General features: G+C 70.2%; 20 protein-coding genes. 3 read left to right on the top strand and 17 right to left on the bottom strand.

Annotation, left to right across the window (positions count from 1 at the left end):
• Window positions 1-21: 21 nt before the first annotated feature.
• Genes VET29_RS21040 through VET29_RS21060 form a run of 5 tightly spaced genes read right to left on the bottom strand, consistent with a single transcriptional unit; the run spans window position 22 to window position 5,119 of the window.
• Window positions 22-468, bottom strand: coding sequence for a hypothetical protein (locus VET29_RS21040; protein WP_324923070.1), 447 nt, complete (start codon window positions 466-468; stop codon window positions 22-24).
• Window positions 469-516: 48 nt separating this feature from the next.
• A complete protein-coding gene (locus VET29_RS21045) occupies window positions 517-2,016 on the bottom strand; it encodes a sugar ABC transporter ATP-binding protein (protein WP_324923072.1) in 1,500 nt (499 codons plus the stop codon).
• Complete coding sequence (locus VET29_RS21050) at window positions 2,013-3,047, bottom strand: sugar ABC transporter substrate-binding protein (protein ID WP_324923074.1); 1,035 nt, start codon at window positions 3,045-3,047, stop codon at window positions 2,013-2,015. The genes VET29_RS21045 and VET29_RS21050 overlap by 4 nt, the downstream gene beginning before the upstream one ends.
• A 39-nt stretch (window positions 3,048-3,086) precedes the next feature.
• Window positions 3,087-3,830 (bottom strand): SDR family oxidoreductase, encoded by a 744-nt coding sequence (locus VET29_RS21055; protein WP_324923076.1) that lies wholly within the window; start codon window positions 3,828-3,830, stop codon window positions 3,087-3,089.
• On the bottom strand, window positions 3,827-5,119 hold the full coding sequence (locus VET29_RS21060) for an enolase C-terminal domain-like protein (protein ID WP_324923078.1): 1,293 nt from the start codon (window positions 5,117-5,119) through the stop codon (window positions 3,827-3,829). The genes VET29_RS21055 and VET29_RS21060 overlap by 4 nt, the downstream gene beginning before the upstream one ends.
• A 157-nt stretch (window positions 5,120-5,276) precedes the next feature.
• Here VET29_RS21060 and VET29_RS21065 point away from each other — a divergent pair, with 157 nt between their 5' ends.
• Window positions 5,277-5,666, top strand: a complete 390-nt coding sequence (locus tag VET29_RS21065) for a PPOX class F420-dependent oxidoreductase (RefSeq protein WP_324923079.1) — start codon at window positions 5,277-5,279, stop codon at window positions 5,664-5,666.
• On the opposite strand, the gene VET29_RS21070 is transcribed toward VET29_RS21065, so the two are convergent.
• From VET29_RS21070 to VET29_RS21120, 11 genes are all read right to left on the bottom strand, one after another.
• Window positions 5,650-7,371, bottom strand: a complete 1,722-nt coding sequence (locus tag VET29_RS21070; RefSeq protein ID WP_324923081.1) for a translation factor GTPase family protein — start codon at window positions 7,369-7,371, stop codon at window positions 5,650-5,652. The genes VET29_RS21065 and VET29_RS21070 overlap by 17 nt on opposite strands.
• Before the next feature lie 127 nt (window positions 7,372-7,498).
• On the bottom strand, window positions 7,499-8,122 hold the full coding sequence (locus VET29_RS21075) for a LutC/YkgG family protein (RefSeq protein ID WP_324923082.1): 624 nt from the start codon (window positions 8,120-8,122) through the stop codon (window positions 7,499-7,501).
• Complete coding sequence (locus VET29_RS21080; RefSeq protein WP_324923084.1) at window positions 8,112-9,551, bottom strand: LutB/LldF family L-lactate oxidation iron-sulfur protein; 1,440 nt, start codon at window positions 9,549-9,551, stop codon at window positions 8,112-8,114. The genes VET29_RS21075 and VET29_RS21080 overlap by 11 nt, the downstream gene beginning before the upstream one ends.
• Window positions 9,533-10,264, bottom strand: a complete 732-nt coding sequence (locus tag VET29_RS21085) for a (Fe-S)-binding protein (RefSeq protein ID WP_324923086.1) — start codon at window positions 10,262-10,264, stop codon at window positions 9,533-9,535. The genes VET29_RS21080 and VET29_RS21085 overlap by 19 nt, the downstream gene beginning before the upstream one ends.
• An 11-nt stretch (window positions 10,265-10,275) precedes the next feature.
• Entirely contained in the window at window positions 10,276-11,115 is an 840-nt protein-coding gene (locus tag VET29_RS21090) for a fumarylacetoacetate hydrolase family protein (RefSeq protein ID WP_414636551.1), read from the bottom strand.
• Window positions 11,116-11,290: 175 nt separating this feature from the next.
• Window positions 11,291-11,890 (bottom strand): GNAT family N-acetyltransferase, encoded by a 600-nt coding sequence (locus tag VET29_RS21095; RefSeq protein WP_324923091.1) that lies wholly within the window; start codon window positions 11,888-11,890, stop codon window positions 11,291-11,293.
• Between the two features lie 10 nt (window positions 11,891-11,900).
• Window positions 11,901-13,622: a serine/threonine-protein kinase gene (locus VET29_RS21100; protein WP_324923093.1), complete on the bottom strand. Its 1,722-nt coding sequence runs from the start codon at window positions 13,620-13,622 to the stop codon at window positions 11,901-11,903.
• Between the two features lie 75 nt (window positions 13,623-13,697).
• On the bottom strand, window positions 13,698-15,815 hold the full coding sequence (locus VET29_RS21105; protein WP_324923095.1) for an alpha-galactosidase: 2,118 nt from the start codon (window positions 15,813-15,815) through the stop codon (window positions 13,698-13,700).
• Entirely contained in the window at window positions 15,812-16,687 is an 876-nt protein-coding gene (locus VET29_RS21110; protein WP_324923097.1) for a carbohydrate ABC transporter permease, read from the bottom strand. The genes VET29_RS21105 and VET29_RS21110 overlap by 4 nt, the downstream gene beginning before the upstream one ends.
• Window positions 16,684-17,535, bottom strand: coding sequence for a sugar ABC transporter permease (locus VET29_RS21115; RefSeq protein ID WP_324923099.1), 852 nt, complete (start codon window positions 17,533-17,535; stop codon window positions 16,684-16,686). Before VET29_RS21115 ends, VET29_RS21110 begins: the two co-directional genes overlap by 4 nt.
• A 79-nt stretch (window positions 17,536-17,614) precedes the next feature.
• Window positions 17,615-18,913 (bottom strand): ABC transporter substrate-binding protein, encoded by a 1,299-nt coding sequence (locus VET29_RS21120; protein ID WP_324923101.1) that lies wholly within the window; start codon window positions 18,911-18,913, stop codon window positions 17,615-17,617.
• 402 nt (window positions 18,914-19,315) lie between these two features.
• Between VET29_RS21120 and VET29_RS21125 the strand changes: the two genes are divergently transcribed.
• Complete coding sequence (locus VET29_RS21125) at window positions 19,316-20,101, top strand: DeoR/GlpR family DNA-binding transcription regulator (protein WP_324923103.1); 786 nt, start codon at window positions 19,316-19,318, stop codon at window positions 20,099-20,101.
• A 61-nt stretch (window positions 20,102-20,162) separates the two neighbouring features.
• The gene (gene galT / locus VET29_RS21130; RefSeq protein WP_324923105.1) at window positions 20,163-21,275 is read left to right on the top strand and encodes a galactose-1-phosphate uridylyltransferase; all 1,113 of its coding nucleotides are present in this window, start codon (window positions 20,163-20,165) and stop codon (window positions 21,273-21,275) included.
• A 92-nt stretch (window positions 21,276-21,367) separates the two neighbouring features.
• On the opposite strand, the gene VET29_RS21135 is transcribed toward galT, so the two are convergent.
• Window positions 21,368-22,417, bottom strand: coding sequence for a PQQ-dependent sugar dehydrogenase (locus VET29_RS21135; protein WP_324923107.1), 1,050 nt, complete (start codon window positions 22,415-22,417; stop codon window positions 21,368-21,370).
• Window positions 22,418-22,645 lie beyond the last annotated feature (228 nt).

A 22,645-nucleotide genomic window follows, 5' to 3' on the forward strand; every position in this document is an offset into this window, starting at 1 on the left:
CCGTCCCGTGAGGGGTGACGGTCAGCGCTTCGGGCGCCGCCACTCGGCCATGGCCCGCAACACGAGCACGGCGACCACGCCGGTGCCGACCGCGCCGATGACCGCGCCGATCACGAGGATGACCGCGATCCCGGCGAACGCGGGCCACTCGGTGCCGAACCCGGACGGGATCACGAGCATGGCGCCCATCGCGGGCGCGATGCCCACGGTGGACTCGAGCGACAGGTCGAACTTGCCGGAGATCAGCACGAGCGACTCGCCGAGCACGACCAGCGCGAGCGCCGCGGACGCGCCGAGGATGCTGATCAGGTTGCCGGTGGTGAGAAAGCTGTCGTTGACGAGCGCGCCGACGATCAGCAGCACCACCAGCGCGGGCAGCAGCGCCAGCTCCCGCAGCCGCGGGACGCGGGCGGACTTCCTCGGGGCGGTGGGAGTCGTCGCGGCCTCCCCTGGCAGAACCTCGGTCACGCCGTCGCCTCCCCGACTGTCCCGAAGGATCCCTTCTGCACGCTCGCCTCAGCCATCTGCTCCGACCCCTTCCATGTCGGCCACCAGGTCGCCCACCGACCAGCCGGCCTCGTGCTCCGCGACCAGTGTGCCGGCGCGCAGGACCAGCACCCGGTCGCACGGGCGCAGGTCGTCGAGCTCGTCGCTCACGATCAGGACCGCCCTGCCTTCGGCGCGTACCCGCTCGACCTGGCTGAGCAGCGCCTCCTTGGACCTCACGTCCACGCCGGCCGTCGGGTTGATCAGCACCAGCACCGACGGGTCGCTCGCCAGCGCCCGCGCCAGCACGACCTTCTGCTGGTTGCCGCCGGACAGCGCGTCCGCCGGCTGCTCCGGGCCGGCCGCCACGATGTCGTAGTCGGCGATCGCCTTCGTGCCCACCGCGGCCCGGGCACCCGGCGCGGCGAGTCCCGCCGAACCCAGCCGGTCCAGGACGGACATCGCCGCGTTGTCCGCGATCGACATGCCCAGCACCAGACCCTGGTGGTGGCGATCCCTCGGCACACAGCCGATACCGGCCCGCAGCGCGGCCTTCACGTCACCGCGGGGCAGCGGCCGGCCACCGGCCAGGACCGCCCCGGCGCTCGGCGTGCGCAGCCCGTAGACGGTCTCCGCCAGCTGGTGCTTGCCGCTCGCGTTCGAGCCCGCGATGCCCAGCACCTCGCCGCGCCGCAGGGTGAACGACACGTCCGTGAAGCCGTCGCCCGACATGCCCGCGACCGCCAGCACGTCCTCGGCGTCCGCCGCGACGCGGTCCCGGGAGGCCGCGTCGACGACCGCCAGGCCGCCGCTGTCCCCGGTCATCGCGTCGATCAGCCGCGCACGCGTCACGTCCGAGACCGGTGCGGTCAGGACGTGCCGCGCGTCCCGCAGCACCGTCACCGCCTGGCAGACCTCGTACACCTCCTGCAGGTGGTGGGAGATGAACAGGAACGTGACGCCCGCGTCCTGCAGCTCACGCATCCGGGTGAACAGCCGGCCGATCGCGTCCGAGTCCAGCTGCGCGGTCGGCTCGTCGAGCACGATGAACCGCGCGCCGTAGGACAAGGCCCGCGCGATCTCGACGAGCTGGCGGTCCTCGACGGACAGCTCACCCGCCGGCAGGTCCACGTCGACCGCCACCCGCCACGAGTCCAGCAGCTCACGGGACTCCCGGCGCAGGCGGGACCACGAGATGACGCCGCGTCTCGTCGGCTGCCGGTTGACGAACAGGTTCTCCGCGACCGTCAGGTGCGGGATGACCGTCGAGTGCTGGTACACGCAGGCGACCCTGGCGCGCCACGCCTCCCGGTCGCCGAGCGCGGGCGCCGGCGCGCCGTCGAACGTGACCACCCCGGTGTCCGGTTTGGACAGTCCGGTGAGAATGGACACCAGCGTCGACTTGCCCGCCCCGTTGCGGCCGACGAGCGCGTGTGACTCGCCGGCGGACACGGTGAGGCTGACGTCGGCGAGCGCCACGGTCGGCCCGTAACGCCTGCCGACCCCGAGTGCCTCGACAACCGGGCTCACAGCGTGTTGCCCCACAGGGCCTTGTCGTCCACGTTGTCCTTCGTGACGATCGGCGCCGGCAGCTGGTCCTCGAGGATCCCCGGCGACGCCTCGACGACGGTCGAGTCGTGGTCGGTCGGGCCCGCCTTGAACTTCTCGCCCGCCATCGCCTTCTTCATCCAGTACATGCCGTACTCGGCGTAGGAGTCGGCCGGCTGCGACACGGTCGCGTCCAGCTCGCCCTTCCGGATCGCGTCGAGCTCCTGCGGGATGCCGTCGTTGGACACCAGCACGATGTGCTTCGGGTCGCCGACCGGGAACTTGAGGTTCTTGCGTTCCAACGCCTGTAGCGTCGGCGCCAGGTAGACACCGCCCGCCTGCATGTAGATGCCCTTGACGTCCGGGTTGCCCGTCAGCAGGCCCTCCAGGCCGGACGCCGCCTTCTCGGCCTTCCACTCCGCCGGGATCTCCAGCACGGCGACACCGGGGTACTTCGACTTCATACAGTCGCGGAAGGCCTCGGAGCGGTCCCGGCCGTTGATCGACGACAGGTCGCCCATGATCTGGATGACCTTGCCCTGCTTGACCTTCTCGCCGATGACGTCGCATGCCTTGGTGCCGTAGGCCTTGTTGTCGGCACGCACCACCATCGCGACCTTGCCGGACTCCGGCCGGACGTCGACCGACACGACCGGCACACCCTTGCGCTCGGCCTGGTTGAGACCGGCGACGATCGCCGCGGAGTCGAGCGGGGTCACCACGAGGCCCTTGACGCCCTGGTTGAGCAGGTTGTTGATGTCGGTGATCTGCTTCTGGGTGTTGTTGTCCGCGTTGACGGTCGGCAGGACGTCGAGCCCGGCGTCCTTCGCCATCCGCGGGACGTAGTTGTTGTACGCCTGCCAGAACGGCGAGGTCAGCAGCGGCACGGTCGCGCCGACCCTGCCACTCCCGCCGCCACTGCCGTCACCACCGGTGTCCTTCGTGGACCCACAGCCGCCCATCCCGACGGCTAACGCGGTGACCGCCGCCACCACGCCGATGGTCTTGCGCATCGCATCCTCCTTGATGCTCAGGTGGGGAAGAGAGTCTCGCTAGGCACGCGGCCGGGGCCGCAGGCCGTACATCCCGCCGTCGACCGCGAGCGCGGTCCCGGTGGTCGATCCGGACAGAGGGCTTGCCAGGTAGGCGATCGCGTGACCGACCTCGGCCGCGGTCACCAGCCGGCCCATGGGCTGCCGCGCCCGCAACGCCGCGCGTTCGGCGGCCGGGTCGTCGGCGGCGTCCAGCAGCCGGCCGACCCACGGGGTGTCCGCGGTGCCCGGGCACACGCAGTTGACCCTGATGCCGTCGTCGAGGTGGTCGGTGGCCATGGCGAGCGTGAGCGCGAGGATCGCGCCCTTGCTCGCCGAGTACAGCGCCCGGTTCGGCAGGCCCGCCCATGCGGCGACCGAGCAGGTGTTGACGACGGCCGCCGTGCTGGAGCGCCGCAGGTACGGCAGCGCGGCCCGGGTGGTCCGGACCATGCCGAGCACGTTCACGTCCAGCACGCGGTGCCACTCGGCGTCGTCGTTGGCGGCCACGTCGCCGGCCGCGCCGATGCCGGCGTTGTTGACCAGCACGTCGATGCCGCCCAACTGTGCCGCCACGGCCTCGATCGCGGCCCTGACCTCGCCGTCGTCCGAGACGTCGCAACGGAAGCCGCGCTCGGCGCCGGCCGGGTCGAGGTCGAGCACCGCGACGTCGGCCCCGCGGTCGGCCAGGATGGCCGCCGCGGCGGCGCCGATACCCGAGGCACCGCCGGTGACAACCGCGGTGAGCCCGGCGAAGTCGGTCATGTGGCGTCCCTCCACTCCGGACCGTCGGGGAAGGTGTACCGGGCGATCGCCTCGTCGCGGATCCGCGCGGAGAAGCCCGGGGCCGTGGGCGCGAGGTAGCGTCCGCCACGCACGACGGCGGGATCGGTGAAGTGCTCGTGCAGTTGGTCCACCCACTCGATGGCGCGGTCCTCCTGGGTGCCGGAGACCGCCACGTAGTCGAACATCGCCAGGTGCCGGACCATCTCGCACAGTCCGACGCCGCCCGCGTGCGGGCACACCGGCACGCCGAACTTGGCGGCCAGCAACAGGATCGCGATGTTCTCGTTGACCCCGCCGACCCGCGCGGCGTCGAGCTGCAGCACCGACAGCGCACCCGCCTGCAGGTACTGCTTGAACATCACCCGGTTCTGCACGTGCTCGCCGGTCGCCACCCGGATCGGCGCGATGGCCTCGGCGATGGCGCGGTGCGCGAGGACGTCGTCCGGCGAGGTCGGCTCCTCGATCCAGTACGGGTCGAAGCGGGCGAGTGCCTGCATCCACTTGATCGCCGGCTCGACGTCCCAGCGCTGGTTGGCGTCGACGGCGATCCTGATGTCGGGCCCGACGGCCTCCCTGGCGAGCCGCATGCGCCGGATGTCGTCGTCGAGGTCGCCGCCGACCTTGAGCTTCAGCATCCGGAACCCGTCGGCGACGGCCTGCTTGGCCAGCCGGACCATCTTCTCGTCGGCGTAGCCGAGCCAGCCCGGGCCGGTGCTGTACGCGGGGTAGCCGTCCGCCTCCAGCTCCGCGATCCGCTCGGCCCGCCCCCGCCTGCGCAGGATCTCGAGGGCCTCCTGCTCGGTGAGCGCGTCGGACAGGTAGCGGAAGTCGACCTGCGCGACCAGCTCCTCGGGCGTCAGCCCGGCCAGGAACCGCCACAGTGGACGGTCGGCCCGCCGGGCGGCGAGGTCCCACGCGGCGTTGACGACCGCGCCGATCGCCATGTGCGCGACGCCCTTCTCCGGACCGAGCCAGCGCAGCTGCGAGTCGCCGACGAGGTCGAAGTCGAGCGCGGCCAGCTCGGCGGCGGTCTCCGGCGCCTTCCGCCCGACGACCATCGGGCGCAACGCCTGGATGGCCGCCGCCTGGACGTCGTTGCCGCGGCCGATGGTGAAGGCGAGGCCGTAACCGTCCGGCCCCTCGTCGGTGCGCAGGACGACGTAGGCGGCGGAGTAGTCGGGGTCCGGGTTCATCGCGTCGGAACCGTCGAGCTCACGGGACGTGGGGAAGCGGATGTCGAGCACATCCATGCCGGTGATGCGCGCCATCAGCCGCAGTCCCCTTACCCTCAAGTTCGAACAGACATCCGATGTATACCCGAAGAGGATCGTGGAATCCAGAGGTTGTCCCAGCCTGTGGCCAGAATGATCCGATCACGAAAGGTGCACCTACCGCGTATTTCGCCGCGGGTCGATCATCAGGGACATGACGCTTGACGACAACACGAGACAGCTGGTCGACGGGAAGAACTTCGGGGTGGTCGCCACGCTCAACCCGGACGGGTCGCCGCAGACCTCGGTCATCTGGGTGGGGCTCGACGGCGACGCGGTGGTCTTCTCGGCCAGGGCGGACCGGAAGAAGACACGCAACCTGCGCCGGGACCCGCGCGTGAGCCTGACCGTCATCAACGCCACTAACCCGTACCAGACGGTCGAGATCCGCGGCACGGCCGAGGTGATCGACGATCCGGAGCGGTCGCTGTCCTTCCGGCTCTCCCACAAGTACGCCGGCGAGGACCCGTCGCCCGAGCCGCCCGAGGTGAAGCGGGTGATCGTCCGCATCACCGCCGACAAGGTCGTCAGCTTCTCGGCGTGACCGCCTGGTAGTGGTCGAACGCGCTCTCCAGCACCCCCTCGCCCCTGGTGAGGGACGGGAGGCGGCGTTCGAGGTCGTGCACGGTGGCCGCCGGGATGTCACCCTCCACCACACAGGTGGCGCCGGCCGTGGTGGTGGTGTGCGGGACCGCGCGTAGCCGGGTCAGCGCGGGCAGCGCCGTGCCGACCACGTCCTCCGGGACCTCCAGCCGGAACCGGAGGACGGGCTCGTGCACCCGCAACCCCGCCTCGGCCAGTGCCTCGCGGAGCACCAGGCGGGTCAGGTCGCGGAAGTGACCCGCGGTCGTCACCGGGGAGAAGTAGCCGGAGTGGGTCATGGTGACCACGCAGTCGGTCACCTCCCAGCGGCGGCCGCCCCGCAGCTCGGCCCGCACGGTCTCCTCCACCGCCGTGAAGAACGACCGCGGCAGCGAACCCAGCTCGACCGCCAGCCGGAAGTGCACGCCGGGCGGTCCCGGCGCCACCCGCAGGCCGACCGTCGCGGGGTACGGCGCGGACTCCCGCAACCGGACGGCGGCGCCCGTGCCGGCCGGCCGTTCGACGAGGATCGTCGTGGTGTCGCGGAACGTCACCGCGATGCCGTACTCCTCCCGCAGCGTGGCCTCGATGACCTCCTTCTGCACCTCGCCGTACAGGGACACCGTCAGGCCGTCCTGCCGGCGCAGGTCGATCAGCGGGTCCTGCTCGGCCAGCCGCGTCAGTGCCGCGTGCAGGTCGAGCCGGTCCGCCGGGTCCACCGGCTCGACGGCGGTCTGCAGCGTCGGCGGCGGGAAGGCGTGCCGGTGCCCGGTGCGCGGTTCCCCGATGGCGTCACCGATCCGCACGTCGAGGCCCCAGACCCGGGCGATCCGCCCGGCGCCCACCGAGTCCGCCTCCTCGCCGAACACGCTCAGCGCGGTGACCTTCCCCTGGGGCAGGCGGTCCCGGACGCGCAGGGTGCCGGCGAACATCCGCACGTAGGCGATCTTCTCCCCCGCCGCGCCACGCTCGACCTTGAAGACGGTCCCGGACACCGGGCCGTCCGCCGCCTCGGCGGCGGGCAGGAACCTCGTGATGGCGGCCATCAGCTCGGCGATGCCCGCACCGGTCGCGGCCGAGCCGAAGAAGACGGGATGGACCGTGCAGTCCCGGGTCCTGGCGACCAGCCGGCCCGGCGCCGGCCTGCCGTCGAGGTACGCGGCCAGCGCCTCGTCGTCGTGCTCGGCCAGCGCCTCGGTGTCGCCCGGCCGGATCGCCGGCGCCAGCTTCGCGTCGAGGTCACGCAGCACGCGACCGGGGTCGGCGCCCGACCGGTCGATCTTGTTGACGAAGACGATCGTGGGAATGCGCAGGCGGCGCAACGTACGCATCAGGACGCGGGTCTGCGCCTGGACGCCCTCGACCGCCGAGACGACCAGGACGGCACCGTCGAGCACGCCGAGGACCCGCTCCACCTCCGCGATGAAGTCGGGATGGCCGGGGGTGTCGACGATGTTGACGAGGACGCCGTCCAGCACGAACGACACCACCGCGGACTTGATGGTGATCCCGCGCCGCCGCTCCAGCGCGAGGGAGTCGGTCCGGGTGGAACCGGCGTCGACACTGCCGAGCTCGTCGATGACGCCGGCGTGGTGCAGGAGCCGCTCGGTCAGGCTCGTCTTGCCGGCGTCAACATGGGCGAGAATCCCCAGGTTGAGGGTGCGCAATGCGGTTCATGTCCTCTGCGTGGGCAACGGTGGCCGACTGGTGGGTCATGAACACGCGCATGCGACTCCCCTTCTCGTGACCGTGCTTCTCGTGACTGTGCTCAGGAAAGCATGGCCGGCAAGCGAATTAGCCGACGATGAGGACTTCCAGGTTGCGGGGTCCGTGTACGCCCTCGACGCGGTCCAGCTCGATGTCGCTCGTCGCGGACGGGCCGGAGACGAACGTGAGCGGGTGTGTCGGCGTCAGCCGGGCCAACGCCTCCGGGACGGTGGCAACCACCTGGTCCGCCCACACGACGCACAGGTGGTAGTCCGGCAGCAGGGTCAGCGCCCGCCGCCCCTGCGCCTGCCCCGCGTCGAGGACGATCGTGCCGGTCAGGGCGATCGCCACGGCGCAGCCGGTGAGCACGCCGTCCGCCCGGTCCAGGGCGGCGTTGGTCAGCGGCGACATCGGCGAGTCGAGTGACCACACCACCTCGCCGACCCGCCACCACGACGGCAGGTCGGCCGGGGCGACCATGTTCCGCACCCGGCGGGCCCGCAGCGACGACTCGATCTCCGCGGCCAGGTCCGGCTCCCGCACCCGCCGGACCACCGCGCGGTAGTCGGCGACCTGCTTCTCCAGCAGTGTCAACACATCGCCGAGGTCGCGGGTCCGGTCGTAGTCCCGCGGCACGGTCACCGGACCGGGACGGTCGGCCAACGCCTTCCTGATCCGGCCGAGGACCTCCGCGCGTGGGTCACCGGACACGGGTCCTCCGCCACCATGCCGAGAACGACTCCTTCGCGGGCGCGGGCAGGTCCCGGGAGTCCGTCCATCTCGAACCCGGCCACGGCAGCCGTTTGACCAGGCCGCGCCGGGCGACCAGCCGCAGCACGGTCGAAAGCCGTTGTGCCAGCCGGAACCTGGCCGGCGACGCCATCACCCACGACGCCGCGGCCATCGCGACCGCCTCCGGTGTGTGCGCGTTCTCGTTCGCCTTGCCACGCAGGTGCACCAGCACCGACGGGATGTCGATGCGCACCGGGCAGACCTCGTAGCACGCGCCGCACAGCGACGACGCGAACGGCAGCGACTTGAGCAGTGCGGCCGTCTCCGGGTCGTCGGTGCCCGCGCCGAGCTGCGGGGTCAGGATCGCGCCGATCGGGCCCGGGTACACCGAGCCGTACGCCTGGCCGCCGGTCCGCTCGTACACCGGGCAGACGTTGAGGCAGGCCGAGCAGCGGATGCACCGCAACGCCTGCCGGCCGACCCGGTCCGCGAGCGTCTTCGTGCGGCCGTTGTCCAGCAGCACCAGGTGGAACTCGCGCGGACCGTCGCCCGGCGTGACGCCGGTCCAGACCGAGGTGTACGGGTTCATCCGCTCCGCGGTCGAGGAACGCGGCAGCAGCTGCAGGAACACCTCGAGGTCGGACCAGGTCGGCACGAGCTTCTCGATGCCCATCACGGTGACCAGCGTCTCGGGCAGCGTGAGGCACATGCGCCCGTTGCCCTCGGACTCCACCACCACGACCGATCCCGTGTCCGCCACGGCGAAGTTCGCACCCGAGACGGCCACCTTCGCGGACAGGAACTTGCGCCGCAGGTGTTTCCGGGCCGCCTCGGCCAGGTCACGCGGCCGGTCGGACAGGTTCGGCGGTGCGTCGGGCATCGCGCGGCGGAAGATGTCCCTGATCTCCGAACGGTTCCGGTGGATCGCGGGCACGAGGATGTGTGACGGCCGGTCGTCGCCGAGCTGCACGATCAGCTCGGCGAGGTCGGTCTCGATGGCGTGGACCCCGCCCGCCTCGAGCGCCTCGTTGAGCCCGATCTCCGCGGTGGCCATGGACTTCACCTTGACGACCTCGTCCGCGCCCTTCTCCCGGGCGATCCGCAGGACGATCTCGTTGGCCTCGTCGGCGTCCCGGGCCCAGTGCACGATGCCACCGCGCGCGGTGACCGACGCCTCCAGCTGTTCCAGGTAGACGTCCAGCCTGGACAGCACGTCGTCCTTGATCGCCTCGCCGGCGAGCCGAAGTCCTTGCCAGTCGGGCAGTTCCGCCACGGCCTTGGCCCGCTTGTCGCGGATCGTCGTGGTGGCGTGGGCGAGGTTGCCGCGCAGCTGGACGTCCGCGAGCGCCTCCCTCGCGGCGTTCGGGAAGGTCGGGCTGCCCAGCCACGTCACGGGGTTGCGGCCCATGGCTCCTCCTCCGTGCTCGCCAGGATCTCCGCCAGGTGCAGCGCCCGCACGCCGGTCCTCAGCCGCGACAGCCCGCCGCCGATGTGCATGAGGCACGAGTTGTCCCCGGCCGTCACGACCTGCGCGCGGGTCTCCAGCACGTGGGTCATCTTGTCGGCCAGCATCGCGGTCGACGTCTCGGCGTTCTTGAGCGCGAACGTGCCGCCGAAGCCACAGCACGAGTCGGCGGCCGCCAGCTCGACCAGGTCAAGGCCCCTGACGTGGCGCAGCAGCCGCAGCGGCTTGTCACCGACGCCGAGCATGCGCAGCGAGTGGCAGGTCGGGTGGTAGGTGACCCGGTGCGGGAAGTACGCGCCGACGTCGGCGACGCCGAGCACGTCGACGAGGAACTCGGACAGCTCGTAGGTCCGGTTCGCCATCGGCTTCGTGGACCGGTGCAGGTCGGGGTAGACCTCGCGCACCATCCCGGCACACGAGCCGGAGGGTGCGACGACCGCGTCATAGCCGTCGAACGTCCTGGCGTGCCGCTTCGCGAGCTTGGTGGCGTGGGCGCGGTAGCCGGTGTTGTAGTGCATCTGGCCGCAGCACGTCTGGGCCGGTGGGAAGTCCACCTCGCACCCGAGCCGCTCCAGCAGCCGGACCACCGCACGGGCGGTGTCCGGGAAGAACGTGTCGGTCAGACACGTCGCGAACAACGCGACCCGGGTTCCCACACTCTGTCCTCTTAGGCCTTGACGAGCACCTGGCGCTGCCGCCCGAGCCCGTCGATCTCGATCTCCATCACGTCGTCGACCGACAGGTACGGGAAGCGCCCCGAGAGCGCGACCCCCTGCGGTGTGCCGGTGTTCAGCAGGTCACCCGGCTCCAGCACCATGTACTGGCTGATGTCGTGGATCAGCGTGGCCACGGAGAACACCATGTCCGCGGTGCTCGAGTCCTGCCGGGCCTCGCCGTTGACCCACGAGCGCAGGGTCAGCGCCTGCGGGTCGATCTCGCCGGCCGGCACCAGCCACGGGCCCAGCGGGTTGAACGTCTCGCAGCACTTGCCCTTGGACCACTGGCCGCCGGACAGCTCCAGCTGGAGCGCCCGCTCCGACACGTCGTTCGACAGCACGTACCCGGCGACGTGGTCGAGCGCCTCTTCCGGTGAGTCCAGGTAGCGTGCGCGCCTGCCGATCACCACCCCGAGCTCGACCTCCCAGTCGACCTTCTCGGCGCCACGCGGCACGAACACGTCGTCGTTCGGTCCGACGACAGTGTTCGGATGTTTGAAGAAGATCACGGGCCGCTCGGGCGGAGCCGCACCGGACTCGGCGGCATGCGCGGCGTAGTTCATGCCGACGCAGACCACGGCTTGCGGCCGGGCGATCGGCGGCCCGATCCGCTCGCCGTCGATGTTCTCGGCGGGCAGGGCGCCCCCGGCCAGCGCCTCCCGGACGTCGGCGATGCCGCCACCGGCCAGGAAGGCCCCGTCGATGTCGCTGGTCAGGCCGGACAGGCTGTACGCGCCGCCCTGGTCGTCGAGCACGACCGGCCGCTCGGCGCCTGGGGCGCCCACTCGCATGAACCGCAAGAAAGTCGTCCTTTCCGGGTCGGCACCGCCGCGGCAGTGCCTCGTAGGTAACCCTATTGCGTTCCGCCGGCGACACACATCCGACGTAAGCGTGATCATAGCGTTGCCCGAGTTGGCACGTATGCGCTTACATCAGATGTCTGAGCCCTCTATGGCGTGCGAGTGGCTAGAGAACGCGGGCCATCACGAGCGAGTCGGTGTAGGTGTGGACGTCGGTGAAGCCCATTCGGCGGTAGAAGCCGATCGCGCGCTGGTTGGCCTTGCTCACGCCCAGATGGACACCCGGGGCGCCGGCCGCCGCGAGACCGGCCAGCAGGGTCGTCATCAGGCCGCGGCCGACGCCCTGGCCCTGGATTCGGGGGAGCAGGTCGATGTGGAGGTGTGCCGGGTATCGCTCGACCACGTCCGGGCTCGCCGTCGGGGGACCATGGATCAGCCGCACGATCCGGTCGTCCGGGGAGCCGGCGCGGAAGCTCGACTGCGGGTACCGCGCACGCAGTGCCGGCCACCACGCCTGTTCACACCACGTCTCGAACGCGGGAGTGTCCGGGACGCCCAGCACGTAGCCCGCGACACCGGCGGCGTCCACCCCCACCCACGCGTGCGCCGGCGCGAACCGCAGGTACGGCCCCACGTACACCTCGCCCACCAGCAGCGGGTCCTGGTACAGGCCGCTCGCGTCCTCCCCGCTGTCACCCGTCAGCAGGCAGATGTCGTACAGCGCCCGCTCCTCGCCCGGCTGGTAGCTCCTGATCTTCGCGCCCACCGCGTCATTATCACCCGCCGAGTGACGGCAGCCGCGCCGCTACGGGCCCGGCCAGCCTGGTGACCAGCTGGCACAGGCTCCCCATCGGCGCGCCGCCCTCGGCCACCACGAGGGCCAGCTCCACCTTCGACGCGCCGTACTCGTCCTGGTAGCGCAGGTGGAAGATCCTGGCCGCGCACGTGAACTCGCCGTAGCCCGCCGGGGCGACGTACACGTCCCGGCCGGACATCGTCTGGTGGCTTCCCTCTCTGGCACTGTCCACGTCGTCGCGGTCGAAGATCACCTGCAGCGAACCGTCGGGGGACGGCCAGCGGCACCGCCACTTCCCAAACCCGGGCACCGGCGGTGTGCTGGCGGACACCCCGGTGAGCAGGCCGCACGCGTCGACGTTCACCAGGGACCGGGGGTCCTCCGCCGGCCGGCGCGGGATCCGGCCGTTCTCCCGCAGCACGCTCTCCACGTGGTCCGCCGCCACGTCCGCCACCTGGCAGAAGTCTGCGGCCACGTCGTCGTCGGACTTCGCGGTGACGACCAATTCGTGCTGGTCGGCCAGGCTCAGCGCGATGTCGCACGCTGCGCGGTCCCGCTCCGGCTCGTGCCGCACGACACTCGGCGTGCTGCTCGCGGGCGGCCCGGACTTCGCGACGCCGAACCGGAACTCCACGTCGATCTCGTCGTCGCCGGCCACCGCGATCAGCACGTCGCACCGGTTGAACTCGCCGCGGTTGGGGTCCAGCGTGGCCTCGCCGAACCGGGACAGCACGCCGGTGTCGGCCAGGGCGCAGGGATTCGCGGTGCGCGGGTCGCCCAGCACGGTCCGGGCCGGGCCGCCTGCCCCGCTCTCCCACGGGCGGGTCAGCATGAGCACCAGCATCGCGGCCACGGCGACCGCCACCCCGGCGACCACCATGGCCCGCGGGCGCTTCCGCACCCCGGGCCACGCCGGCACGCTCTGTCCCGACGCGACCCTGTCGAGCAGTTCCCTGGCCTGCGCGGCGGTCGGGCGCGCGGCCTGGTCCCGTTGCAGCAACGCGTCGAGCACGGGGCGCAGCGCACCCGACCGGACGGGGATCTCCGCGCGCCCGGACTGGAGCCGGCGCAGGCACGCGTCCGGATCGCCTTTCCCGAAAGGAGGTTCGCCCTCGACGGCGGCGAACAGGCTCGCGCCGAGGGAGAACACGTCGGACGCCGCCGTGGCGCGGCCGCCGTCCGCCACCTCGGGCGCGATGTAGGCGACGGTGCCGGCGACCTCGCCGGCGCCGGTGACCGTCGCCGGCCGCCACGCGGAGATGCCGAGGTCCGTGACCTTCGCGGTGCCGTTCTCCGCGACGAGGATGTTGCCGGGTGCGACATCGCCGTGCACGACGTCCACCGCGTGCGCGGCCGCGAGCGCGGCCGCGACCTGCGCCCCGATCGCGGCCACCTTCTGCGGCGGCAGGATTCCCCTGGCGCCAAGGCTCGTGGACCGGAAGTACTCCATGACGAGCCAGCAGTCGTCGCCGTCACCGACGACGTCGAACACCTTGACGGCGTTCGGGTGCACGACCTTCCTGGCGGCCTCCGCCTCGCGTTCGAGGTCGGCGCGGAGGCCGGCGTACGCGGTGCCGGGACGCTTCAGCGCGACCGAACGGTTGCCACGCAGGTCGTCGGCCAGCCACACGATCCCCAGGCCACCGGCGCCGATGACCTCGACGAGCCGGTAACGATCCGCGATGACATCGTCACTCCGCACAACCGGATCCTATTGCGGCACATGGTCGCGAGTTCACCCGTACCCGGCACGGACGGGTGAACATCGCGTGGTAGTTCAGATTCCTCGCACCCTGACCAACCAGGCCTGTTCCGGCATGAGGACCGGCGTCCGGATCCCCACCTCGGCGAGAGCACGGCCCGTCAGTATCTGCTTCTCCTCGTTCACCGGGTTGCGCTGCTGGGTCACGGGCCGCCCGCCGGGGAAGACCGGTTCGACCTCGTACCGGCGGTCCGGGTCGAGGCCGGGCAGGCGCACCGGCGCGGGCACCGTGCGGGCACCGGAGGTGAGCTGGACGTAGCTGAAGAGCCCGCCGTCCGCATCGACCACCCCGGTCACCGCGGCCGACGGGTCCTGGTGGTCGCCCCGCACCAGCGTCCCCTTGTGCAGCAGCGGCCGGACCTCCTTGTAGAAGGCGACCGCCTCCGCCAGCGCGGCCTGGTCCTCGGCCGGCGCGGACGCGATGTCCCACTCGATGCCGAAGTGCCCGAACAGGGCGGTGGCCACGCGGAACGGCAGGTCCTGCGTGCGGTGCGTCGTGTGTGACCGCGGTGGGCCCACGTGCGCGCCGATCAGCTCCAGCGGCAGCAGCAACGCCGTCCAGCGCTGGATCGTCTGGCGCTCCAACGCGTCGTTGCAGTCGCTCGCCCAGACCCGGTCGGTGCGGGCGAGGATCTCCAGGTCCGTCCGCGCGCCGCCGCTCGAGCAGCTCTCGATCTCGACGGCCGGGTGCCGGGCACGCAGCTCGTCGAACAACCGGTACACCGCAAGGGTTTGCGCGTGCACGCCGGGACCGCTGCCGTGGCCGGCCGCGATCAGATCGCGGTTGTGGTCCCACTTCAGGAACGCGATGTCGTTGTCCCGCAACAACTCGTCGAGCCGGTCGAGGATGTACGCGAAGGCGTCGGGGTTCGCGAGGTCGAGCACCTGCTGGTGACGCGACGGCGGCGGCAGTGTGCCGTCGCCCGGCGCGAGCACCCAGTCCGGGTGCGCGCGGAAGAGGTCCGAGTCCGGGTTGACCATCTCGGGCTCGACCCAGATGCCGAACTCCATGCCCAGGCTGGTGACGTGCTTGGTCAACGGGGTCAGGCCGGCGGGCCACACGCCTTCGTCCACGTACCAGTCGCCGAGACCCGCGTGGTCGTCCCTGCGGTGCCGGAACCAGCCGTCGTCCAGGACGAACCGTTCCACACCGATGCGTGCGGCCACGTCGGCCAGGCCCCGCAGGCGGTTCAGGTCATGGTCGAAGTACACGGCCTCCCAGGTGTTCAGCACCACGGGCCGCGGCCGTGCCGGATGCGTCTTCCTCGCACGCATCCAGGTGTGGAACGCGGCGGAGACGCCGTCGATGCCGGTGGACGAGTAGACCGCGTACAGCCAGGGCGACTCGTAGCTCTCCCCCGGCGCCAGGATCACCTCGCCGCCGGTCAGCAGCTCGCCACCGCCGAGCACACCCCGGCCCTCGTGCACGCGTTCCGCGTACGTCACGTGGTTTCCGCTCCACGCCACGTGCACGGCCCACACCTCGCCGGTGCGGAAGCCGAACCCGGTGGTGCCGGCGAGCAGGGCGGGCGTGGCGTCATGGCCGGTGCGGCCGTGCCGCCCTTCCCGCACCCACGAACCCAGGTCGAACGCCCGGCGCTGCGGGTGCTTCTCACGAACCCAGCGGCCGGTGAAGTCCAGCAGCTCGGTCGCCTGCGGGGGCACGGGCAGCGCCGCCTCCACACCGTCCACGGTGTACGGCTCGGTGCCGCCGTTGGTGACCGCGTGCCGCACCCGCAGCACGCCGGAGTCGGCCAGCTCCACAGTGGACACCACGCCCACGGTGCCGTCGTACTCGAAGACGACCGTCGTCCCGGCCTGCCGCACCGACGTCAGCGTCAGCGAGGGCAGCCAGTCCACGCCCGCGCGATGCCCACGAAGCCCGGGGCGGCCGGGATAGCCCTGCCGGGCCGACGGCAGCAGCGCGATCGGCACCGGAACGTCCGGCGCGTTCATGGCGAGCGGCGAGACCGCGCCGTCCGCCAGGGTGACCAGGTCCTCCTCGGACAGGTCACCGAGCGGCGCACCCCAGTGGACGACGGTGGGCAGCTCGCGTGCGTCGATGACCAGGCTGACGGTCTCCGCACGCAGATGAACGATCATGACGTCCTTCGCTCCGGCGGCTCCGGTCATCCCTTCGTGGCTCCCAGTGTCAGGCCCGCTCGCAGATGACGTTGCAGCACGAAGAAGATGACGAGCGTCGGGATCGCCACGATCACCGAGCCCGCGGACAGCAGGTTGTAGTCGGTGAAGAACTGGCCCTTGAGGTTCTGCAGCGAGCTGGTCACCGGGAACTTGTCTCCGGACCGCATGAACGCGACCGCCCAGAAGAAGTCGTTGTACACCCAGGTGATCTGCAGCGTCGCGAGCGCGGCCAGCGCCGGCCGGCACAGCGGCAGCACGACCTGCCAGAACTGCCGGAACACGCCGGCGCCGTCGACGAACGCGGCCTCCTGCAGCTCCTTCGGGATCGTGCGCATGTAGTTGCTGAGCACGAACGTGCAGAAGCCGGTCTGGAACGCCACGTTCACCGCGATCACCGCGACGTAGGTGTCGTAGAGTGAGCCGGAGTCGCTGACCGAGTACGGCAGCTCGACGTTGAGGAACATCCGGAACAGCGGCACCAGCAACGCCTGCTGCGGCAGCAGGTTCGCCGCGGTGAACAGCACCAGCATGACCAGGTTGAACCTGAAGCTGAAGCGCGCCAGCACGAACGCGGCCGACGACGCGAGCAGCAGCGTCAGCACCACCGACGGGATGGTGATGATCGCCGAGTTGTAGAACGTCTGGCCGAAGTTGCCCTGCGCCCACGCGTTGACGTAGTTCTTCAGCGTGAAGCCGCCGAAGGAGAAGTACCCGTGCGTGGACGTGAAGTCGTAGTCCCGCAGCGAGTTGTAGACGGCCCACAGCACCGGGAACAGCCACCCGAACGCCATCACCATCAGGAACACCTGCAGGACGACCCGCGCCGGGCGCCGCTTGCGTCCAACCACCGCCGCCGTCATCGCCGCTCCCGCACGACCTGGATCATGTAGATCACGATGAACACTGTCGAGATCGCGATCATGATGGTGGCGAGCGCCGACCCGAAGCCGACCCGGCTCGCCTCACCGATCACGTTCTGCGTCACCAGGGTGGAGATCAGCTCGAGCCCGTTCCTGCCCTTGTTGATCACCCAGACGATGTCGAACGCACGCAGCGACTCGATCACCGTGATCACCAGGATCACGATGTTCACCGGTCGCATCACCGGCCAGATCACCTGGAAGAACGTGCGCACCTCGCCGGCGCCGTCGACCGAGGCGGCCTCGCGCAGCGCGGGGTCGACGGCCTTCAGGCCCGCCAGGTACAGCAGCATGATGTACCCGGTGTGCCGCCAGCCCGCCGCGACGAGCACCGCCCACAGGTTGATGCTCGGATCGCCGTACCAGTCGACGTGTGTGCCGAACAGCTCGTTCAGCAGGCCCTGGTCACGCGAGTAGATCAGCTGCCATATGAAGCCGATCAGCGCCAGCGACAGGACCACCGGCAGGAAGAAGATGCTCTGGTAGATCCGCGAGCCGCGGATCTCCTTGTCCAGCAGGGCGGCGAAGAAGATGCCGAGCAGCGTCGGGCCGAGGAAGAACACCACGAGCCAGATGAGGTTGTGCTGGATCGCCGGCGGGAACGGCGGGTAGTTGTTGACGACGTTGTCGTAGTTCTCGAGGCCGATGAACTTGATGTCGCCCAGGTTGCCGATGCCGTTCCAGTCCGTGAAGGACAGGACGACGGTCGAGACCGCGGGCACCCAGACCAAAGCGATGACGATGATGGCCGGGATGGCCACCATCAGCACGACGATCAGCTTGTCCATCGTCGTCAGGGTGCGGGGATGGGACGACCGGAGCCCGCGACGGCGTGTCGTCGCCGCGGGCCCCGGTCGGGTCATCACGTCAGCCACCGAAGATCGAGCTCTTCTGCTTCTCGATGTTGTTGAGCAGGGAGTCGATGTCGTTGGGGTTCTTGATGAACTCCTGCAGCGACGGGATCATCACGGTGGAGGCGAAGTCGGGACGGGTGTCGCGGTCGAGGAACTGCGAGATCGACTTGGCGCCGCTCACGAGCTGCGCGGCCTTCTTCTGCAGTGCCGTGTACCCGCTGGTGTCGGAGTCGTTGTGGGTGCCGACGTTGTTCGGGTCGGACTTGAGGTAGGTGTCCTCCGCCTTCGCCGTGCCGAGGTACTTGAGCAGGTTCTTGGCACCGTCGGAGTTGCGGGGCCGCGAGGACATCATGAAGCCGTCGATGGGCGCCTCGACCGCGTCGGTGCCCACCGCGGAGTCGACCTCCGGGAACGGGAAGAAGTCCAGGTCGTCACGGTCGGCGCCCTCGGGGAACTGCTGGCCGACGAACAGGCCGAGCGTGTACATCCCGGACTGCTTGTTCAGCACCGACTGCGCCGCCTCCTGCCAGGTCCGGCCGAGCGAGTCCGGCTGGTGGAGCGGGAGGATGCCGCGCCAGGTGTCGAAGACCGTCTTGACTTCCTTGGAGTTCCAGGCCTTCTCGCCGGCCATCAGCGACTTGTGGAAGTCGTAGCCGTTGATGCGCAGGTTCAGGTAGTCGAACGTGCCCATGGCCGGCCAGCCGTCCGAGTCGCCGAACGCGATCGGGACGAGGCCGTCGGACTGCATCTTCGCGCCGAGCGTCTTGAGCTCGTCGAGCGTCTTCGGCGGGGTGTAGCCCTTCTCCTGCCACACGCTCTTCCGGTAGAAGATCGCCCACGGGTAGTAGTACAGCGGCACGAAGTACTGCTTGCCGTCCTTGCCGGTGGACTGCTGCTTGAGCGCGTCGGAGAAGCCGCTGCCGATGGTCGACCACACGTCGCTGACGTCGCCGACGAGGCCCTTCTCGGCGAAGAACTGCATGCGGTAGCCGGCGAACCAGCCGAACACGTCGTCCGGGCCGCCCTGCAGGTAGTTGTTGATGTTCTCCTGGAACGAGTTGTGGTCGATCGTGTTGATCTTGACCTTGCCGCCGGAGAACCCCGACATCACCTCGGCGATGGCCTTCTTGGGCACGTCGTCCGACCAGTTGGAGCCGAGGGTGATCTCACCGCCACCGCCTCCACCACTACCGCCGCCGTCGCCGCAGGCGGCAAGGCCCGCGAGCGCGCCGGCGCCCATCATCCCCTTCAACAAGGTGCGCCGCCCGATGGCGGGGACGCCGCCAGCACCGAACGAACGAGGGCTCATCATTGTGCGCCTCCTCAAGAGACCGGCGAGTAACTCAACACTTGTGAACGGGACCTGACAGAATCGAAACCCTGGCCGCCCATGGGCAGGCCTGTCAAGAGGCCGTGGTACTTTCGTGACATACCCAGGTCATCTTCTTGTCACGTGGATAACTCTCCGTAAACATCTGATCTCTGAGTGCCACTTCCCCTGTGCGCAGGCTATGTGGCACCATGCTGTCGCAAATTCCCCACGAAACATCGGATCAACAGGCGCGCTCTTCGCGGGCAGGCGAAGATTGGTTCGCCAGATGACCGGTACGCGCCATGACATGCGAAGTGCACGATGCTGACGTGTGGGACTGTTCGAATGAGTCGGTTTATGATTGGCTCCGACTCGGGGGTGCCCTACCGGTTTGGAGAGGCGATGCTGGCAGCGGAGAGGCAAGCCCGGATCGTGGAGGAGATTCACCGGCGGGGAGCCGTGCGGGTCATCGAGTTCGCGCAGATGCTGGGCGTCTCCGACATGACGATTCGGCGGGACCTGGACGCACTCGCACATCAGGGGCTGGTCGACAAGGTGCACGGCGGCGCGACCCGAGCGCGGTCCGCGAGCACCGAGGAACCCGGCTTCGAGGCGAAGTCCCTGCGCCAGCAACCGGAGAAGGAGGCGATCGCCGCGGCGGCGGTCGAGCTGGTCTCCCCCGGCACCGCGGTCGGCCTGTCCGCCGGCACCACGACCTGGGCACTCGCGCACGCACTGCGTGCGGTCGACGGCCTGACGATCGTGACGAACTCGATGCGGATCGCGGACGTGCTGCACTCCTTACCGCGCACGAACCAGAACGTCGTCGTGGTCGGCGGCGTGCGCACGCCGTCCGACGCACTGGTGGGCCCCATCGCGGTGTCCGCGCTCGCGCAGCTGCACCTGGACATCGTCTTCCTCGGCGTGCACGGCATGGCGGAGACGGCCGGCTACACGACACCGAACCTGCTCGAGGCGGACACGGACCGCGCACTGGTCAAGGCCGGGCGGCGGCTCGTCGTGCTGGCCGACCACACCAAGTGGGGCATGGTCGGCCTGTCGACCATCGCCCGCCTCGACGACGCGGACGTGGTGATCTCCGACGACGGCCTGCCGGCCGACGGGAGAGCGGCACTGGCCGAGCACGTGGACGACGTACGGCTGGTCAAGGTAGAGGCGGTCCGGTGAGCGGAGCTTGCGGAGCGAACCATCAGGCGTCGCGGCGCCACGTAGCGGGCGAGGGGGCGTCGTGAAACGCACTGTGTCCCAGCTCGCGGACGGCCGCGAGATCATCTACTTCGACGACGACTCGGCGCCCGCGCGCGAGCTGCACGACCCCCGCACGCTCGACCCGGTGTCGACGGCGTCGCAGATGCGTCATGACCCCGTGCTCGACGAGTGGGTCATCATGGCGTCACACCGGCAGAACCGGATCTACCACCCGGCCACGAATGACTGTCCACTGTGTCCTTCCACGGCGACCCGGCACACGGAGATCCCGTCGTCGGACTACGACGTGGTGGTGTTCGAGAACCGCTTCCCCTCACTGTCGATGCACGCCGTCGGCGGCGAGGTGCCGGGGCTGCCGCCACTGGTCGACACCCGTCCGGGCGTGGGTCGCTGCGAGGTGGTGTGCTTCACGAGCGACCACGACGCGGCGTTCGCGACGCTGAAGCCGGCACACGCCCGGCTGGTGGTGGACACCTGGGCGGACCGGACCGAGGCGCTGGGCGCCCTGCCAGGCGTGGCACAGGTCTTCCCGTTCGAGAACCGCGGCGAGGCCATCGGGGTGACGCTCGGACATCCGCACGGGCAGATCTACGCGTACCCGTTCGTGACGCCGCGGAGCCGCCAGATGCTGGGGAACGCCGCACGGTACTTCGAGCGCACCGGCCAGAACCTGTTCGCCGACGTGCTCGCGGGTGAGCGGTCGTCGGGGGCACGGGTGATCGTGTCGTCCGAGTGCTGGACGGCGTTCGTCCCGGCAGCCTCCCGGTGGCCGGTCGAGGTGCACGTGTACCCGAACCGGCGGGTGCTGGACATCCCGTCCCTGACCGACGCCGAACGCGACGACTTCGCCGAGCTGTACCTGGACGTGCTGCGCAGGCTGGACGCGCTCTACGACATGCCGCTGCCCTACGTGGCGGCGTGGCACCAGGCTCCGGTGTCGGATCCGTTGCGGGAACAGGCCTACCTGCACCTGCAGGTGTCGTCGATCCAGCGGTCGGCGGACAAGCTGAAGTACCTGGCCGGCTCGGAGACGGGCATGGGCGCCTTCATCACCGACGTCCTCCCGGAGGACGTGGCGGGCCGACTGCGCGCGGCCGGCGACCAGCCCCCCACGCGCGGGCCGTTGTCCTAAACGACGCGGCGGACTGGCTGCCGTTGCACGGAACGGCGTCGTTCGCGGCCGAGCACCCCCGGCCGCGAACCATCTCCGTCAGCGCGTCGGCGCTACCCGGTGATCGAGGACGCCAGGATGCGGTCCGAGCCGGACGGTTGGCCGCCGACGGAGTCCGCGTTGGACGTGCTGAGCCAGATCGCGTTCGTGCCGGGGATCCCGGCCACCGCGCGGATGCGGCCGAACTGGCCCTGGAAGTGCGAGGAGATCGTGCCGACCGACGTCCCGCTCAGCTCGATGCGCCACAGCCGCTGGCCACGCAGGGCCCCCATGAACGCCGTGCTGCCGACGATCGCCAGGCCGCTGGGCGAGGCCTGGGCCGTCGACCAGGTCGCCTTCGGGTTGGTGAACCGCGCGTCGGTGCACGTGCCCTCGCACACCGGCCAGCCGTAGTTCCTACCAGGCTCGATCAGGTTCAGCTCATCCCACGTGTTCTGGCCCAGCTCGGCCGACCACAGCCGGCCCGCCGAGTCCCACGCGAGGCCCTGCGGGTTGCGGTGGCCGTAGCTGTACACCAGGTTCCCGAACGGGTTGCCCGGCGCCGGCTGCCCGGTGGTCGTGAACCGCAGGATCTTTCCGTTGAGGGACGACGTGTTCTGGGCGTTCGACGTGTTCTGCGCGTCGCCGGCCGTCGCGTACAGGAAGCCGTCCGGGCCGAACGCCAGGCGGCCGCCGTTGTGGAAGGTGTTCTTCTGGATGCCGCGGACCAGCACGGTGTAGCCGCTCAGCGCGGAGCCGTTGAAGGACATCCTGGCGACGCGGTTGCCGTCGGACGCCGTGTGCATGAAGTACACGGCCTGGTCGCTGGTGCCGTTCCAGGTGCGTGACACGGCGACCCCCATCAGGCCGCCCTCGCCGCCGGTGCCCTGGCTCTCCGGCACCACGCCGATGTCGGTCCGCTGCCCCGAGCGGGTCACCCGCCACACGTGGAAGTCGTTGCGCTGGGTGACCAGCGCGGACTGCCCGTCCGGCAACCACGAGATCGCCCACGGGACACTGAAACCGCTGGCCACGACGGTCGGCTGGCCGGGCACCCCGGCCTGGGCGACCCCGCTGCTCACCAGCAACAGGACCAAGGACAGCACGAATACGCGGGCACGCATGACTCCTCCAACACCGGACGAGCCGCCCCGCTCACCCGCGGGCCCACCCCCGACGATGGACCCCGCTCCACATGGAAACCGGAGCGTCGCGAAGCGATCACTGTGCGTTCATACTAGCGAGTGGTAACGGTTCGGTAAAGCCCTTCGCCGCCTGGTTCCGATAAACGATTTCTCTCAAGGGATAACCGCCAGTGCTTTGACCCGCGCCGAATCGGTTGAGAGAGTCAG

Source organism: Actinophytocola sp. (genome assembly GCF_035634895.1).
Lineage (GTDB): Bacteria > Actinomycetota > Actinomycetes > Mycobacteriales > Pseudonocardiaceae > Actinophytocola.

Excerpts from the sequence above, each read along its gene's own strand:
- VET29_RS21050 (WP_324923074.1), bottom strand. The coding sequence starts at position 3,047 with ATGCGCAAGACCATCGGCGTGGTGGCGGCGGTCACCGCGTTAGCCGTC.
- VET29_RS21055 (WP_324923076.1), bottom strand. The coding sequence starts at position 3,830 with ATGACCGACTTCGCCGGGCTCACCGCGGTTGTCACCGGCGGTGCCTCG.
- VET29_RS21060 (WP_324923078.1), bottom strand. The coding sequence starts at position 5,119 with ATGGCGCGCATCACCGGCATGGATGTGCTCGACATCCGCTTCCCCACG.
- VET29_RS21065 (WP_324923079.1), top strand. The coding sequence starts at position 5,277 with ATGACGCTTGACGACAACACGAGACAGCTGGTCGACGGGAAGAACTTC.
- VET29_RS21080 (WP_324923084.1), bottom strand. The coding sequence starts at position 9,551 with ATGGGCCGCAACCCCGTGACGTGGCTGGGCAGCCCGACCTTCCCGAAC.
- VET29_RS21090 (WP_414636551.1), bottom strand. The coding sequence starts at position 11,115 with ATGCGAGTGGGCGCCCCAGGCGCCGAGCGGCCGGTCGTGCTCGACGAC.
- VET29_RS21105 (WP_324923095.1), bottom strand. The coding sequence starts at position 15,815 with ATGACCGGAGCCGCCGGAGCGAAGGACGTCATGATCGTTCATCTGCGT.
- VET29_RS21110 (WP_324923097.1), bottom strand. The coding sequence starts at position 16,687 with ATGACGGCGGCGGTGGTTGGACGCAAGCGGCGCCCGGCGCGGGTCGTC.
- VET29_RS21115 (WP_324923099.1), bottom strand. The coding sequence starts at position 17,535 with ATGGACAAGCTGATCGTCGTGCTGATGGTGGCCATCCCGGCCATCATC.
- VET29_RS21120 (WP_324923101.1), bottom strand. The coding sequence starts at position 18,913 with ATGATGAGCCCTCGTTCGTTCGGTGCTGGCGGCGTCCCCGCCATCGGG.
- VET29_RS21125 (WP_324923103.1), top strand. The coding sequence starts at position 19,316 with ATGCTGGCAGCGGAGAGGCAAGCCCGGATCGTGGAGGAGATTCACCGG.
- VET29_RS21135 (WP_324923107.1), bottom strand. The coding sequence starts at position 22,417 with ATGCGTGCCCGCGTATTCGTGCTGTCCTTGGTCCTGTTGCTGGTGAGC.